The organism is Marinomonas maritima, assembly GCF_024435075.2.
GTDB classification, from domain to species: Bacteria; Pseudomonadota; Gammaproteobacteria; order Pseudomonadales; family Marinomonadaceae; genus Marinomonas; species Marinomonas maritima.
The window spans coordinates 412454-428075 of the sequence record NZ_JAMZEG020000003.1; the positions used below are offsets into that span (position 1 = coordinate 412454).

At 43.2% G+C, this 15622-nt stretch carries 12 protein-coding genes and 4 tRNA genes; 2 read left to right on the forward strand and 14 right to left on the reverse strand.

Features of this window, described 5'->3' with window-relative positions; all coding sequences use genetic code 11:
* Window positions 1–54 precede the first annotated feature (54 nt).
* The 3 genes from M3I01_RS14155 to M3I01_RS14165 are packed head-to-tail and all read right to left on the reverse strand — an operon-like array spanning window position 55 to window position 3323.
* Entirely contained in the window at window positions 55–1227 is a 1173-nt protein-coding gene (locus M3I01_RS14155; protein ID WP_255896520.1) for a sodium ion-translocating decarboxylase subunit beta, read from the reverse strand.
* A gap of 18 nt (window positions 1228–1245) precedes the next feature.
* Window positions 1246–3039, reverse strand: a complete 1794-nt coding sequence (gene oadA / locus M3I01_RS14160) for a sodium-extruding oxaloacetate decarboxylase subunit alpha (protein ID WP_255896522.1) — start codon at window positions 3037–3039, stop codon at window positions 1246–1248.
* Between the two features lie 32 nt (window positions 3040–3071).
* Complete coding sequence (locus M3I01_RS14165) at window positions 3072–3323, reverse strand: OadG family protein (RefSeq protein WP_255896523.1); 252 nt, start codon at window positions 3321–3323, stop codon at window positions 3072–3074.
* Between the two features lie 241 nt (window positions 3324–3564).
* On the opposite strand from M3I01_RS14165, the gene M3I01_RS14170 reads away from it, so the two are divergent.
* Window positions 3565–4482 carry a tRNA dihydrouridine synthase gene (locus M3I01_RS14170; RefSeq protein WP_394358980.1) on the forward strand — a complete coding sequence of 306 codons (918 nt, stop codon included), beginning with the start codon at window positions 3565–3567 and terminating at the stop codon, window positions 4480–4482.
* A gap of 65 nt (window positions 4483–4547) precedes the next feature.
* On the opposite strand, the gene M3I01_RS14175 is transcribed toward M3I01_RS14170, so the two are convergent.
* The 9 genes from M3I01_RS14175 to M3I01_RS14215 form a co-directional block, all read right to left on the reverse strand.
* Window positions 4548–4624 (reverse strand) — tRNA-Arg (locus M3I01_RS14175).
* Window positions 4625–4684: 60 nt separating this feature from the next.
* A tRNA-Arg gene (locus tag M3I01_RS14180) sits at window positions 4685–4761 on the reverse strand.
* A gap of 60 nt (window positions 4762–4821) precedes the next feature.
* Window positions 4822–4898, reverse strand: a tRNA-Arg gene (locus M3I01_RS14185).
* 61 nt (window positions 4899–4959) lie between these two features.
* Window positions 4960–5049, reverse strand: a tRNA-Ser gene (locus M3I01_RS14190).
* 74 nt (window positions 5050–5123) lie between these two features.
* Complete coding sequence (gene csrA / locus M3I01_RS14195; RefSeq protein ID WP_255896524.1) at window positions 5124–5318, reverse strand: carbon storage regulator CsrA; 195 nt, start codon at window positions 5316–5318, stop codon at window positions 5124–5126.
* Window positions 5319–5461: 143 nt separating this feature from the next.
* Entirely contained in the window at window positions 5462–6703 is a 1242-nt protein-coding gene (locus M3I01_RS14200) for an aspartate kinase (protein ID WP_255896526.1), read from the reverse strand.
* Window positions 6704–6749: 46 nt separating this feature from the next.
* Window positions 6750–9368 (reverse strand): alanine--tRNA ligase, encoded by a 2619-nt coding sequence (gene alaS / locus M3I01_RS14205; protein ID WP_394358981.1) that lies wholly within the window; start codon window positions 9366–9368, stop codon window positions 6750–6752.
* Between the two features lie 210 nt (window positions 9369–9578).
* On the reverse strand, window positions 9579–10679 hold the full coding sequence (gene alr / locus M3I01_RS14210) for an alanine racemase (protein ID WP_275565147.1): 1101 nt from the start codon (window positions 10677–10679) through the stop codon (window positions 9579–9581).
* Window positions 10680–10688: 9 nt separating this feature from the next.
* On the reverse strand, window positions 10689–11945 hold the full coding sequence (locus tag M3I01_RS14215; RefSeq protein WP_255896528.1) for a D-amino acid dehydrogenase: 1257 nt from the start codon (window positions 11943–11945) through the stop codon (window positions 10689–10691).
* Window positions 11946–12142: 197 nt separating this feature from the next.
* Between M3I01_RS14215 and M3I01_RS14220 the strand changes: the two genes are divergently transcribed.
* Window positions 12143–12598, forward strand: coding sequence for a regulatory protein RecX (locus M3I01_RS14220; protein WP_255896529.1), 456 nt, complete (start codon window positions 12143–12145; stop codon window positions 12596–12598).
* A gap of 92 nt (window positions 12599–12690) precedes the next feature.
* Here the strand turns inward: M3I01_RS14220 and M3I01_RS14225 are convergent, their stop codons facing one another.
* Both M3I01_RS14225 and recA read right to left on the reverse strand, forming a co-directional pair.
* Window positions 12691–14289: a coiled-coil domain-containing protein gene (locus tag M3I01_RS14225; RefSeq protein ID WP_255896530.1), complete on the reverse strand. Its 1599-nt coding sequence runs from the start codon at window positions 14287–14289 to the stop codon at window positions 12691–12693.
* Window positions 14290–14503: 214 nt separating this feature from the next.
* Window positions 14504–15577, reverse strand: coding sequence for a recombinase RecA (gene recA / locus M3I01_RS14230; RefSeq protein ID WP_275565148.1), 1074 nt, complete (start codon window positions 15575–15577; stop codon window positions 14504–14506).
* Between the last annotated feature and the right edge of the window lie 45 nt (window positions 15578–15622).

Sequence of the window (15622 nt, forward strand, 5' to 3'; positions counted from 1 at the left end):
TACAAATAATAGAAAAGGCGCCTCTGCGCCTTTTCTATAATAGTGATTAGATTATTAGCCACCAACGTAACTAAGCATAACACCTGCAGCTACAGCAGAGCCGATAACACCTGCCACATTTGGCCCCATAGCGTGCATCAGTAAAAAATTCTGTTTATTAGCTTCAAGGCCAACTTTATTAGCAACTCGAGCCGCCATAGGCACCGCCGATACACCCGCCGCACCAATTAATGGATTAATTGCTTCAGCTGAAAATCTATTCATCAGTTTTGCCATCAAAATACCTGCAGCAGTACCGATAGAAAATGCAATCAATCCTAAACTCAAAATCCCTAAGGTTTCTAAATTCAAAAAATCCTCGGAACTTAATTTCGAACCAACCCCTAAACCAAGGAAGACAGTCACAATATTAATCAAGGCATTTTGCGCCGTATCACTTAAGCGATCCACCACACCACATTCACGCATCAGATTGCCAAAACAAAACATACCCAAAAGAGGTGCTGCCGAAGGCAAAAACATAGCAACCAAAATAATTACTACGAGAGGAAAAACAATCTTCTCTTTCTTCGTTACTGGCCTTAGCTGCTCCATCTTAATAGAACGCTCTTCTTTAGACGTCAGAGCTCGCATAATTGGAGGCTGAATAAGAGGAACTAACGCCATATAAGAATATGCAGCCACAGCAATTGCACCCAGCAAATCAGGAGCAAGGCGACTGGCAACAAAAATAGCCGTCGGACCATCTGCACCACCAATAATACCGATCGCAGCCGCATCAGCTAGAGTAAAGTCCATTATTCCAGACGCACCCAACAATACCGCACCAATAACCGTCGCGAAGATACCAAACTGAGCAGCAGCACCTAACAACAAAGTTTTAGGGTTAGCCAACATAGGACCGAAATCCGTCATAGCCCCCACACCCATGAAAATAATCAAGGGAAACAGGCCAGTCTCAATACCACCATGATATATATAGTATTGCAGACCACCCGGTGAAGTCATGTGTCCAGCAGCGTCATAAACAGGCGCCGCCATAAATCCTGCACCAGGTATATTTACCAAAACCGCACCAATACCAATTGGCAAAAGAAGCAACGGCTCAAAACCTTTTTTTATTGCCAAATAAACCAGCAACAAACCAACACAGATCATCACAAACTGACCGAGCTCAAGCTGATAAATACCGGTATCGTGATAAAGATTAAGTAATTTGTTTTCCATTTTTTATACTTTCCCAGACTACAAAGTAAGAAGTGACTGACCCACTTGCACAGAGTCGCCTTCTTTCACATTAATGGAACCTACCACACCAGATTTAGGCGCTGAAATCTCCGTCTCCATTTTCATGGCTTCAAGAATGATCACAGTATCACCTTCTTCAACTTGCTGACCCGGCGACACCAAGATCTTGAAAATATTACCCGCTAACGGAGAAGGAACATCCTCACCTGAGGTCGATACAGGAGTAACGGATTGCGCAGGCGCGCTTGTAGCACTAACAGCAGGCTGAATATTACTAACATCACCACCCTCCAACACCTGAACTACAAAACGCTGGCCTGACACCTCAACCGTGTAAACACTCGCCTCAGATGCGGAAACAACAGAAGCTGGCTTATCAACAATAGTTTCTTCTAATGTTGGTACAGGCTCAAAGACACTTGCATCACCACGATTCTGAAGAAATCTCAGACCTATCTGTGGAAACAAAGCATAAGTCAGCACATCATCAATTTGATCATCCGCCAATTTGATATTCTTCTCGCGTGACAAGCCAAGCAACTCTTCGGTCAACTTATCCATTTCTGGAGATAGTAAATCTGCAGGGCGACAAGTAATCGCCTCAGCACCATCCAACACTCGAGCTTGAAGCTCCTTATTGAATTCTGCTGGCGCGGCGCCATACTCCCCCTTCAAAATACCAGCCGTTTCTTTTGAGATGGATTTATATCGCTCACCCGTCAAAACATTTAACACAGCTTGAGTTCCAACAATCTGAGATGTTGGCGTAACAAGAGGGATCAAACCTAAATCTTCACGAACTCTTGGAATCTCTTTTAACACTTCATCAAACTTATCCGCAGCACCCTGCTCTTTCAGCTGACCTTCCATATTAGTCAACATACCGCCAGGTACTTGAGCAATAAGAATTCGTGAGTCCGTACCACGAAGAGAACCTTCAAATTTTGCGTATTTCTTTCTCACTTCGCGAAAGTAAGCAGCAATCTCTTCCAATAAAGCCAAATCCAAACCAGTATCTCGGTCCGTCCCTTGCAATGCAGCAACAACAGATTCAGTCGCCGTATGCCCATATGTCATCGACATAGAAGAAATGGCCGTATCAACACGATCAATTCCCGCTTCGACTGCCTTTAGAATTGTCATATCAGACAGCCCAGAAGTAGCATGCGCATGTAACTGAACTTCTAACTGAGTTTGCGCCTTAAGCAAACTCACCAATTCAAAAGCATCGTATGGCGTCAGAATGCCAGACATATCTTTAATAGCAATAGAGTCAGCCCCCATATCCTCAAGCGTCTTTGCATAATCCACCCAATTCTGAGTGGTATGCACTCGACTCTTGGTATATGAAATAGTGCCTTGAGCATGCTTACCTTGTTGCTTAACCGCTTTAATCGCCGTCTCTAAGTTACGAGGGTCATTCATCGCATCAAAAATACGAAAAACATCTACACCATTAAATGCGGCTCGCTCAACAAATTTATTTACAACATCATCAGCATAATGGCGATAACCTAATAGGTTCTGGCCACGCAATAACATTTGCTGCGGTGTTTTTGGCATTGCCTTCTTAAGCTCACGAATGCGCTCCCAAGGGTCCTCACCAATAAATCGAATACAGGAATCGAACGTTGCACCACCCCAAGACTCAAGCGACCAAAAGCCAACTTGATCAAGCTTTTCAGCGATAGGAAGCATATCGTCAATGCGCATGCGTGTTGCAAACAAGGATTGATGAGCATCACGCAAAACGACATCGGTAATGCCTAGAGGTTGCTTAATTAGTGTCATGTTCAGCCTCAAAGAAATTAAATATTAGTAAGTTAAGAGTTTTTATTGTTTCTATGCTGATGCACCGCAGCGGTAATCACCGCCGTCAACTGCGCATCCACACCAGACGAATTAGAAGCGCCAGCCGCAGGCCGTGCTACTATCTCAGGTAAAACTTCAGGGAAAAAATAATTTAACAGGCGTGACATATAGCCTGTAGCGAAAATCAAGACAACCAGAAACAGAAAAACAAAACCCATTCCCAAGACCATCAACCCCAAACCATCTTCAAATAACCCGCTCATAGCATCGATACCTTTGCTTTCAACTTGTTTGTACTGATTAGATATGCTCAGATGCACATCAAATAATATTAGTTATTATTTATTAGCTATAATTTTTACCACAAACCAGAACAGTTTCATATTTTTTTTGCATAACAGTTAGACTTATTTCGTGAACAATTCCTCAAAAGCACCCTTACTCTTGAAAAATACCAGTCCAAATAATCAAATAATACTCGCTGTCGCTCCAATGGAAGGTGTCATGGATCACACAATGCGCAAACTGCTTTCGCAAATTGGCGGCATGGATTACCTCGTCTCAGAATTCGTCCGAGTCACCCAATATTCAATACCAGCGCACACTTTTAAGCGCCTTGTTCCTGAAAACAAAAACAAGGCAGAAACAGAACACAACCACCCCGTTCACACACAGCTTCTAGGAAGCAACGCCGAGCTGATGGCTGAAAGCGCCTTCAACGCCGTAAAAGCTGGAGCTACCCATATTGATGTCAATTTTGGCTGCCCAGCAAAACGCGTAAACGGCCACGGCGGAGGCTCAGTCTTACTGCAAACTCCAAGCGCTCTTTACGACATAATGCACGCCATCCGAAAAACACTACCGACAAACATTCCAGTATCAGCAAAAATACGCTTAGGGTACGAAGATGAAGCATTATTATTTGATAATGTTGCTGCGATAGAAAGTGCAGGCACAGGAAAATTAACCATACACGGCAGAACTAAAAAAGATGGTTACAAGCCACCTGCACGCTGGGAAAAAATAGGAGAGATACAAGATAAAACTAAAATGACTGTGGTGGCAAACGGTGACATTGTCGATGTGGGCTCCTTACTGAGATGCCAAGCCATTACAGGGTGCAACCACTTTATGATTGGCAGAGGATCACTTAGCAATCCATTCATTTACCAGGATCTAAGAGCCGCCATTCGAGGCAACACCATAGAGAACCATCAGCGTGAATTAGTCACGCTTTTCACACACTACACAAAAAGCCTACAACAAGACTATGACGAAGTAGCAACACTAGGAAGACTAAAACAATGGTGCGGACATTTGCGCTTTGAATTCGATGCCATAAGAGAAAATCTACAAACACTAAGACGCTGCAAAAGCGTGAGTGAACTATCACTAGCAATAGAATCAATTACAGAAGCATGAAAAAACAAAAGACAGAATACAGAAAATAAAGAAATATATTGAATTAACTAGGAGGGAAGTGAAAATGGTGCACCCGAGAGGATTCGAACCTCTGACCGCTCGGTTCGTAGCCGAGTACTCTATCCAGCTGAGCTACGGGTGCATAGCAATATTTTTACAAGAAATATTCTAAAGAGGACAACCTTAAAATACTTTTTTTAAATGGTGCACCCGAGAGGATTCGAACCTCTGACCGCTCGGTTCGTAGCCGAGTACTCTATCCAGCTGAGCTACGGGTGCATAGCATATCTTTTCACGAAGTATTTAAAAGTGGATAGCTTAAAAATACTTTATTTGGAATGGTGCACCCGAGAGGATTCGAACCTCTGACCGCTCGGTTCGTAGCCGAGTACTCTATCCAGCTGAGCTACGGGTGCACTACAACAATTCCAGCCTTTTTAGTTCAGAAAGAATAGTTTCTGAAAAGACAAACTTGAATGGCGGAGAGTGAGGGATTCGAACCCTCGATGAGTTTCACCCCATACTCCCTTAGCAGGGGAGCGCCTTCGGCCACTCGGCCAACTCTCCAAACAAGTGCGGCGTAGTATATACGGCTAAAAAATCATGTAAAGACTTTTTGGCGATTTATTTAAAAAATAATATTAAGAGTCTTGAACATCAGGCTGCTGCCCTTGCTCTTGTTGAATGCGAAGATAGATTTCTTCACGATGAACAGACACATCTTTAGGTGCATTAATACCAATGCGTACCTGATTGCCTTTTACACCTAATACAGTGACAGATACTTCATCACCAACCATTAATGTTTCACCCACTCGACGAGTCAGAATAAGCATAAAAATATCTCCCTGTAATAGCTTTTAATCGTTATATAGAAGAATTGCCCCACACACACTGTAGGGCAATTCCTACAAAGCTAATTGTAGCTTCTCAATAAAAATTAAACCATCCATAATGACAGGCTTTATGTATCCAATTGTTACGCCTCTCGAACACTAGATGTCACATCACTCAATTTAAACGCAGAGTGCAACGCCCTAACCGCTAACTCCATGTATTTTTCATCAATAATCACAGACACTTTAATCTCAGAAGTAGAGATCAGTTGAATATTAATTGACTCCGCCGCTAAAGCCCTAAACATAATACTTGCCACACCAGCATGCGAACGCATCCCGACACCGACAATAGATACTTTTGCTATTTTTGCGTCAGAAAGTACAGCAATCGCACCAAGCTCTTTCGCGATACCATTCAAAGTGGACAATGCTTGATTGTATTCATTGCGATGCACCGTAAAAGTAAAGTCGGTTGTACCATCGACAGACACATTTTGAACTATCATATCCACTTCAATATTCGCATCACTAATAGGACCAAGGATCCGCGCAGCAATACCTGGAATATCAGGCACACCTTTTAGAGTTAACTTAGCTTCATCTCTATTGAATGCAATCCCAGAAACCGCTGGCTGCTCCATACTATTACTCCCCTCAGTTGTTATCAACGTACCTTCACCCTCAACAAAACTAGACAGCACCCTAAGTGGCACTTGATACTTGCCAGCAAACTCTACAGCGCGAATCTGCAATACCTTAGAGCCCAGGCTTGCCATTTCCAACATTTCTTCAAAAGTGATCTTATCCAAACGTCGTGCACTGTCTACCACGCGAGGGTCCGTTGTATAAACACCATCCACATCGGTATAAATTTGACACTCATCTGCTTTTAAAGCAGCCGCCAAGGCGACCCCTGTCGTATCAGAACCACCACGACCCAGCGTCGTAATATTGCCAAATTCATCTGAACCTTGAAACCCTGCCGCCACGACCACACGCCCAGCGTCTAAATCTGCACGCATCGCCTCGGTATCAATTTTTTGAATTCTCGCTTTACCATGTGCGCTGTCGGTCGTAATACGAATCTGCGAACCAGTATAAGAACGAGCATCAAGACCACGCTTCATTAGCGCCATAGACAAAAGCGCAATCGTAACCTGCTCCCCCGTTGACAACAGGACATCCATCTCGCGCGCACTAGGTGAATCACTAATGCTTTTAGCAAGATCAATCAGCCTGTTGGTTTCACCACTCATAGCAGAAACAACAACAACAATGTCATCACCTTGCTGCTTGTACTTATAAACCCTATCAGCAACCGCCTCAATACGCTCAGCGGTGCCTACCGAAGTTCCGCCGTATTTTTGAACTAACAACGCCATAATCTTTCCATTACCTACATTCAAGGCTCAAATCGAGCGGACCTATTTATACCCGTTCAACAACCCAATCAGGCACCAATGCCAGCGCATTAGCCAAACCATCGGGATTATTACCGCCAGCCTGAGCCATATCAGGACGACCGCCACCCTTACCATCAACCAAAGGTGCGACCATCTTAATAAGGTCGCCTGCTTTAATTTTTTTCGTTAGCTCTTTAGTAACACCAGCAATCAAGCTAACTTTGCCATCGTTAACAGCCGCAAGCAAAATAACCGCCGACTCTAACTTGCTCTTCAATTCATCCAGCAAATCACGAAGCTCTTTTGGATCAGCAACCTCGACCTGAGCAACCAGCAATTTACCACCTTCAATCGCAACTGCTTGAGACGCCAAATCCGCCCCCGCCAAAGCCGCCATTTTACCTTTCAGTAAATCCAGCTCTTTTTGCAGGCTACGGGCATGTTCATTCAAGGCAACCACTTTATCGAACGTATTTTCTTTATTACCTTTAACCAATCCAGCCACATTACTTAATAGCAATTCAGTGTGACGAGTACTATCGATAGCCGCTTTTCCGGTTAACGCTTCGATTCGACGAACGCCAGCAGCAATGCCACTTTCCGTAATAATTTTAAAGAGACCAATATCACCCGTGCGCTTAACATGCGTACCACCACACAGCTCGATAGAATAGTCCGCTCCCATGGTCAATACGCGCACTTCGCTGTCGTATTTCTCACCGAACAACGCCATCGCACCTTTTTCTTTGGCCGATTCAACGTCCATGATGTCGGTTTCAACAGGACGATTTAGACGAATTTGCTCGTTTACCATGTCTTCGATTTGCTCAATTTCAACCGCAGTAACGCCTTCAAAATGAGAAAAGTCAAAACGCAAACGCTCAGAATCAACCAACGACCCTTTTTGAGTCACGTGATCACCCAGAATACGACGCAATGCTTCATGCATTAAATGTGTAGCAGAATGATTCAACGTTGTTGCCATACGCATCGAGCGATCGACTTCACCCGTCAGCACGTCGCCAACCGATAAATGACCTTCCTTTAACTCACCTTGATGCAAGTGCGCCTTGGCTTGTTTCGTCGTATTAGCCACTTTGAACGCACCAGGACCTCGCAACCAGCCCTTATCGCCGACCTGTCCGCCAGACTCACCGTAAAAAGGCGTACTTTTTAAAACAACCGCTGCAAACTGCCCCACTTCAATAGAGTCTACGGAAACACCATCCACAAGAATGGTTTCAACTTCACATTGACCAGCTAAGTCATCGTAACCTGTAAATTCGGTGACACTGTCGAGCGTGACGCTGCCAGACATGTCCATAGAGAAGTTACTAGCAGAACGCGCTCTAGCGCGCTGTGCATCCATCGCCACTTCAAAACCAGCCTCATCTATTTCAAGACTGTTTTCACGGGCAACGTCATTGGTCAAATCTGCAGGGAAGCCAAATGTGTCATACAATTTAAAGACGGTTTCACCTGGAATGATTTTTTTATCGCCCAGCTGTGAGATTGCCTCTTCGAGAATTTTCATACCTTGATCAAGCGTCTTCGCAAACTGTTCCTCTTCTTTCAGAAGAATAGACGCAACACGGTCTTTCAGCTTCCGCAATTCTGGGTAGGCATCACCCATCTCAAGATCTAACGCATCTACCAACTTATGAAAGAAAACACCTTTTTTACCCAATTTATTTCCATGACGAACCGCACGACGAACAATGCGACGTAAGACATAACCACGGCCTTCGTTAGAAGGGATAACACCGTCCACGATCATAAAGGAACAAGAACGGATATGATCGGCAATAACACGCAATGACTGAGCACTTAAATCGTCAGTACCTACTAATTTTGCAGCAGCCTTGATTAAATTCTGAAACAAATCAATTTCGTAGTTGCTGTGTACGCCTTGCAGAATCGCCGCAATACGCTCTAACCCCATGCCCGTATCAACAGAAGGCTTAGGCAACGGCACCATAGTGCCGTCCGCAGAACGATTGAATTGCATGAAAACTACGTTCCAAATTTCAATAAAGCGATCGCCATCTTCTTCCGGAGAACCTGGAGGCCCACCCCAAATATGCTCACCATGATCGTAAAACACTTCAGAACAAGGACCGCAAGGACCAGTGTCGCCCATCGCCCAGAAGTTATCTGACTGAAAACGTCCACCTTTGTTATCACCAATTCGAATAATTTTCTCTTTTGGCACACCAATCATGTCATGCCAAAAATCAAACGCTTCGTCATCGTCTGCGTAAACCGTCACAAGTAGCTTTTCTTTTGGCAATTTCAAAACGTCAGTTAGAAATTCCCAAGCGTAAGTAATGGCTTCTTTTTTGAAATAATCACCAAAGCTGAAGTTACCCAACATTTCGAAGAACGTGTGATGGCGCGCTGTATAACCTACGTTTTCGAGGTCATTGTGCTTACCACCTGCTCGAACACAACGCTGAGAGCTGGTCGCACGTGTATATGGACGCTGATCTTCGCCCAGAAATACATCCTTAAACTGAACCATACCGGCGTTTGTAAACAGCAAAGTTGGGTCATTGCCCGGAATCAATGAGCTGGATTCAACAATCTGATGTTGCTTACTTTCAAAATACGATAAAAATGACTGGCGTAATTCAGAACTCTTCATAATGGGGTGAGTCTCTATCTCTATTTTCTAGACGAATTGGATTGCGTGAATGGCAGAATAATTAAAACCTATTCGATGCAACGAAAAGCACAAAATAGTACACGCAAAGGATAGGTGTTTTCAAAAGAAACCGTAGGAATTTAGAGGTTATTTTGTGCAATTCTTAAACTAAAGCCTCTATTCCAGAAAAAATGAGGCTTTAGTTGGCTGTTAGGATTTGATTTCGCTAACCGTATGGTACTGATAACGAGGCCGAGTGGTCATTCTAGTCACCAATTCATAACCTATGGTACTGGCATAATCCGCGACGCTTTCAACCGGAATACTCCCCCCCCACAACACAACCTCTTGACCAATCTCAAAAGACTGACTGGCATCAGCAAAACGGACCGTAATCATATCCATCGATACTCGCCCAGCCAACATAGCAGGAGACGCGTTCACCTCTAATGGCGCACCGCTTTGAGTATGGCGAGCATAACCATCACCGTACCCAACAGCAACCGTCGCCAACTGGTGATCTTCTGCAGCCTCATAAGACAGGCCGTAACCGACCTTTTCACCCTTTTTCAAAGAGCGCACAGAAATAACCTTAGATGTCAATGTCATTGCTGATGCCAACCCCAACTGCTGACCCGTCAAATCAGCAAATGGCGATATGCCATACAACATGATTCCTGGGCGAATCCAGCCGCCCTCAGGGACAGCCCACTTCATGATCGCCGCTGAATTTGCCACACTTGCCTCAATGGTGCCTATTTCTTGACGCACTTTTTCAAAATACGTCAGCTGCTCCATGGTCGCGATATCAGATAAATCATCTGCACAGGAAAAATGCGTCATTAACAACACATCACCCACCAGATTACTTTCTCTGAGCTTCTTAACCAAATCACATGCACCCGCTTTATCTGCGCCCAATCTACGCATACCAGAATCTAGCTTCACAAATATTTTTTCAATATTTACTTGGCTAGCCAACAACCAATTCAGCTGTTGAGTGTTTTCAATTGCTGCCCAAAAGCCATGCTGTTCACACAACTTCCATTCATACTCTTCGAAAACCCCTTCAAGCAACATAACAGGAGAAACAATACCTGCCTCACGCAGTGCTAGCGCTTCTTCTATCGCAGCAACAGCAAAAGCATCTGCTTCATTATCAAGGTGTCGAGCAACTTCAATCGCACCGTGCCCATAAGCATTACTTTTAACGACAGCAAACGCTTTACACGTCGGCTGAAGCTTTTTGGCATAACGATAGTTCTGCAAAATAGCATTCAAATCTATCGTTGCGGTTAGTGGCCTTGCCATTTCAAGTCCTTATTTTTTATAACGTTTAACAGACAAATCCTGAGAGTTTATCTGTGTTTCATCACCAGCAATGATATCCGCAATAACAGCTGCAGAACCACAACTCATTGTCCAGCCAAGCGTTCCATGTCCTGTATTCAAATACAAACCATCAATACCGCTAGCACCAACAACCGGTGTGCCATCTGGCGTCATCGGACGCAACCCAGTCCAATACTCAGCTTCTGATAGGTCACAGCCTTTACCAAATAAATCATTTACAACATGACTAATCGTCTCTGTTCTGGATTTAGGCAAGTCCAAGTTATACCCAGTGAGCTCAGCGGTTCCCGCAGCACGAATACGGCCACCAAGACGCGTTACCGCCACCTTGTAAGTTTCATCCATCACTGTCGAAATTGGCGCATAAGCAGCGTCTAAAATAGGAACCGTCAAGGAGTATCCTTTCACTGGATAAACAGGAATATCGATATCACACGCTTTAAGCAGCTCCTTTGAATAACTACCTAAACAAACAACAACACTATCGAACACTTGTAGCCCTTGCTCGGTGATAACGCCATTCAACTTATTCGCTTGGGTACTTAATGACTTAATATCCGAATTAAACTGAAAGGTAACCCCCATTTCTTCACACGTTTCTTTCAGCGACTGACAGAACAAATAGCAATCCCCTGTCTCATCTCCTGTTAATCTCAATCCACCTTTGAATTTTTCAATCACAAGGCGAAGGCCTGGCTCGAGCTCAACAATCTGTTCTGGTGATAACACCTGATGGGGTACACCCAGCGCCTTTAAGACTTTGATGTCTTTTTCTGCTGCATCAACCTGCTCTTCTTTTCGAAAAAGTTGCAACGTCCCACCCTGTCCATCCTGATACTGAATTCCAATGTCTTTTCTTAAGGATATAAATTGATCACGACTGTATTCTGCTAACGCCATCATTCTGGATTTATTTACGCTGTATGCATCGTTATTACACTGCCCCAGCATTTTAACCATCCAGCTTATTTTTTTGATTTCTGGCTCAGCGCTCACCCTCAATGGAGCATGTTTTTGCATTAACCATTTAATGGCCTTTAAAGGAATACCTGGCGCAGCCCAAGGAGCCGAATACCCTGGAGAAATTTGCCCAGCATTAGCAAAGCTGGTCTCTAAAGCTACGCCAGGCTGACGATCAATGACCGTAACCTGAAAACCTTTTTTAACCAAATAATACGCAGTAGTAAGGCCAACAACACCAGCGCCAAGCACACAAATCTTCATAGAAACACCCCCAAATAATGGCAAAGTCATATCCCCCATAATCACATAAGATTTGCAGTTTTATCACCTTATTTATGGTGCATATAAAGAATAAAAAACCAAAAATTATTAAAACTAAAGTCTAATAGGATATTTCAGAAAAGACACTATTAACCTGATAAAATACCCACATTACAAAGACACGAAGAACAAACGACATGAAAGAACAGAAGATATCAACACTTGACCAAGCCCTGTCTCTATTAAGCCATAGAGAACACAGCTCAAAAGAACTGGCCACTAAATTAAAAGCAAAAGGGAACACGGAAAATGAAATCAGTTCGACTATTACACACCTTCAAGACATAAATTATCTCAATGACCAGCGCTTTACTGAAGTTTTTATAAGAAGCAGAATAAGTAAGCCCCTCGGCGTGAACCGAATACTACAAGAGCTCGTTCAAAAAGGCATCGACAAGGCTGAAGCTAATGAAGCCATTACAGATGCAAATGCTGACTGGTTCGAATTAGCAAAGAAATTAAAAGAAAGAAAATTTGGAGAAGAAACTAGTACAGACTTCAAAGAAAAAGCCAAACAGTCACGCTACCTACAATATCGTGGCTTTGACTTCGAACAAATTAAATACGCCATATCCCCATCAGATGAATACTAAAAATAATATTTTTAAAATACAGCCAAACCATTTTTTAAAAATGGCCCAGAGCATTAGCAGAGATGTATTAGCTAGTACGTCAGAGACCAGTTTTACAACCCATCTTCTTTAGCCATCAACGCCGCCAGATAGCGCTCCTCCATTTCTACATAGTTTTTTTGAACAGACTCAATTTTTCCATCCAATTCATCTATCTTACCCTGCAGTTTAGTAAATTCTTCCGATTGAACTTGCCCATCGTACAAATCAACTTCTAGACGCTTTCGTTCAGCCTCCAATTCATCATTAATCTCGCGAAGGTTTTCAATTTCCTCTAAGTCTTTGTTAATCAAAACATCCATTTCCAGACTTTCATCACTTGCGGCGTCCATAATCGAGTCTGGGTGAAGCAGCTTATGCTCAAGACTTTCACGCAAGACCTGTGCCTTCTCCAAATCCATTTCCAGCATTTCCACATAAAGCTCAGACTCATTCACCATTAAGCGTAAAGAACTCAGCTTTGAGGTCTGCTCACTCGCAAAAGCGTCGGACTCTTCAGTAAATGAGTCGTGATGAAGCAAATCTTCCATTTTTTTCATGGTGTTGCGCTCTTCATCAAAAACACCATATATATCCATCCCTTGAGTGAGGTCTACACCTTGTTTTTCAAGCAGAGCTTCTTTCTGCCTCAATGCCTCATCACGCTTAACAACATCAATATTTAAGTTATATTTAATCGCCTGTAAACTTTCCAGCTTCCCTTCTAAGCGCTTAACCACTCGACCACTTTCTAATAGCGATTTTTCTAGTCTGACGATATAAACATCATAGGCACCAATGTGCTTTCCATCACCTTCATGATCCAACTTAGCCTTACGAACATGTTCTTTTAGATCCGCAATGATGGTTTTTTGATAAGCAGCTAATTGCTTAAGGTCTGCCACTTTATCGTCCAACTCAGAACGAACAGAATGTAAGAAAACAGATTCATCGGCATCACTCAAAAATGCCTCTAGAGCATCAACGTAAAGCGCATTATCACCCTCTTCCTTAACTTCAGCTAAATGAAGCTTCAACCGTTCTGCAAACTCACACATACTTGCCATTTCAGCCCGAAGCAAGGCAAGCGCCCCATCCAACTCTCCCTCTTTGGCCAGCTGTTCTTGAAGTTTTTCGAGTTGTAAATTCAATTCAGATGTAACATTTACTTGGGCAAACACTTTTTCGCTAGTTCTTTGAATAACCTTATTTAGCTCTCGCAGTATAGTTTGATTTACTTTTAGCGCTTTCAAAAGCTCATCAACTTCCTGAGCCCGATCAATTTTATCCAAAATGCCTTTAAATGCCCCTAAGAGCGCTAACACGTCCGAATTAGGCACCGATTGCTCAATAACATGTATTTCGACATCCAAAAAAATTGCCCAACAAGACAAAGCAGCACGCCCCTGAAAGTCAGACTTAGGTAAATTTTCAAGAAGCTGAGTACAGATACTTCGCTGTTGATCCAACAAAATCAGCCATTGCTTTTTTTCTTCCGTTGAAGCCTCTTTCAAATCATTTTTTAATCTCTTCTGCTTACTAGGTTTATCATCTGCAATATTATTAGTTCCAGAAACTGACTTTTTTAGCGATAAATACCGCCTTAGAACAAATATGAATATCACCAAAAAAAGCACACTTGATGCAATAAGTCCCCATTGCCAAATCAACATATTCTCAAAATCCCGTTTAACACAAAAAACCAGAAAAGAACCCTAGTGGCGACTACACAGCAACAAGGCTTCTGAAAATAAACAATAATAGAAGGATATATCTCAAGAAACCATCAAACCACACTTTAAAACGCATTTACCACAAAAACAAAAAAAGCAGGCACAAGGCCTGCTTTTCAAAAAACAAAGTTTTTCGTAAACGATATGTTTCGTTCTAGAAGTCGAGTGACTCTTCAGCTGCCTCTTCTACATCAGCGGTTTTAGCATCTACCTTGCCTTCGGGTTTGGTTTTCTTAGGCAATAGATCTTCACGTACTTTCGCTTCTATCTCTTTCGCCATGTCTGGATTATCCGATAAATATTGTGCGGCATTGGCTTTACCCTGACCAATTTTATTACCAGCATAAGCGTACCAAGCACCCGCTTTATCCACAAAGCCTTGCTTAACACCTAAGTCGATAATTTCTCCCATGCGGTAAATACCTGCACCGTAGTGAATTTGGAACTCCGCTTGTTTAAATGGCGGTGCAATTTTGTTTTTCACCACTTTCACGCGTGTCTCGTTACCAATCACTTCTTCACCTTGCTTAACCGATCCGATACGGCGAATATCCAAACGAACTGAAGAGTAGAATTTAAGCGCATTACCACCGGTTGTCGTTTCTGGGCTACCAAACATCACACCAATTTTCATACGGATTTGGTTAATAAAGATAACAAGACAATTGGCATTTTTGATCGAGCCCGTTAATTTACGCATTGCTTGAGACAACAAGCGAGCTTGAACACCAACAGAAGAACTCCCCATTTCGCCTTCAATTTCTGACTTAGGAACAAGCGCGGCGACCGAATCAATGATGATCACATCAACACTGTTCGAACGGACCAACATGTCCACAATCTCAAGTGCTTGTTCACCCGTGTCTGGTTGCGAGATCAGTAGATCGGCAATATTAACGCCAAGCTTTTCTGCATAAGAAGGGTCAAGCGCGTGCTCCGCATCAATAAATGCACAGGTTTTGCCTTGCTTCTGAGCTTCTGCAATAACACTTAAGGTTAATGTTGTTTTACCTGAAGACTCTGGTCCGTATATTTCACAGATACGACCATAAGGAAGTCCACCCGCACCAAGCGCAATATCCAGACCTAACGATCCAGTAGAAACCGTATCAATATCAAGCTTGGCACCTTCGCCCATCTTCATGATGGCGCCTTTACCAAATTGACGCTCGATTTGAGACAGCGCTGCGTCCAGCGCCTTTTTCTTGTTGTCTGCGATAGATGACATAATGGAATCCTTGTGGCTAATTTTCGTTGGGGTAACTCTAGCGTT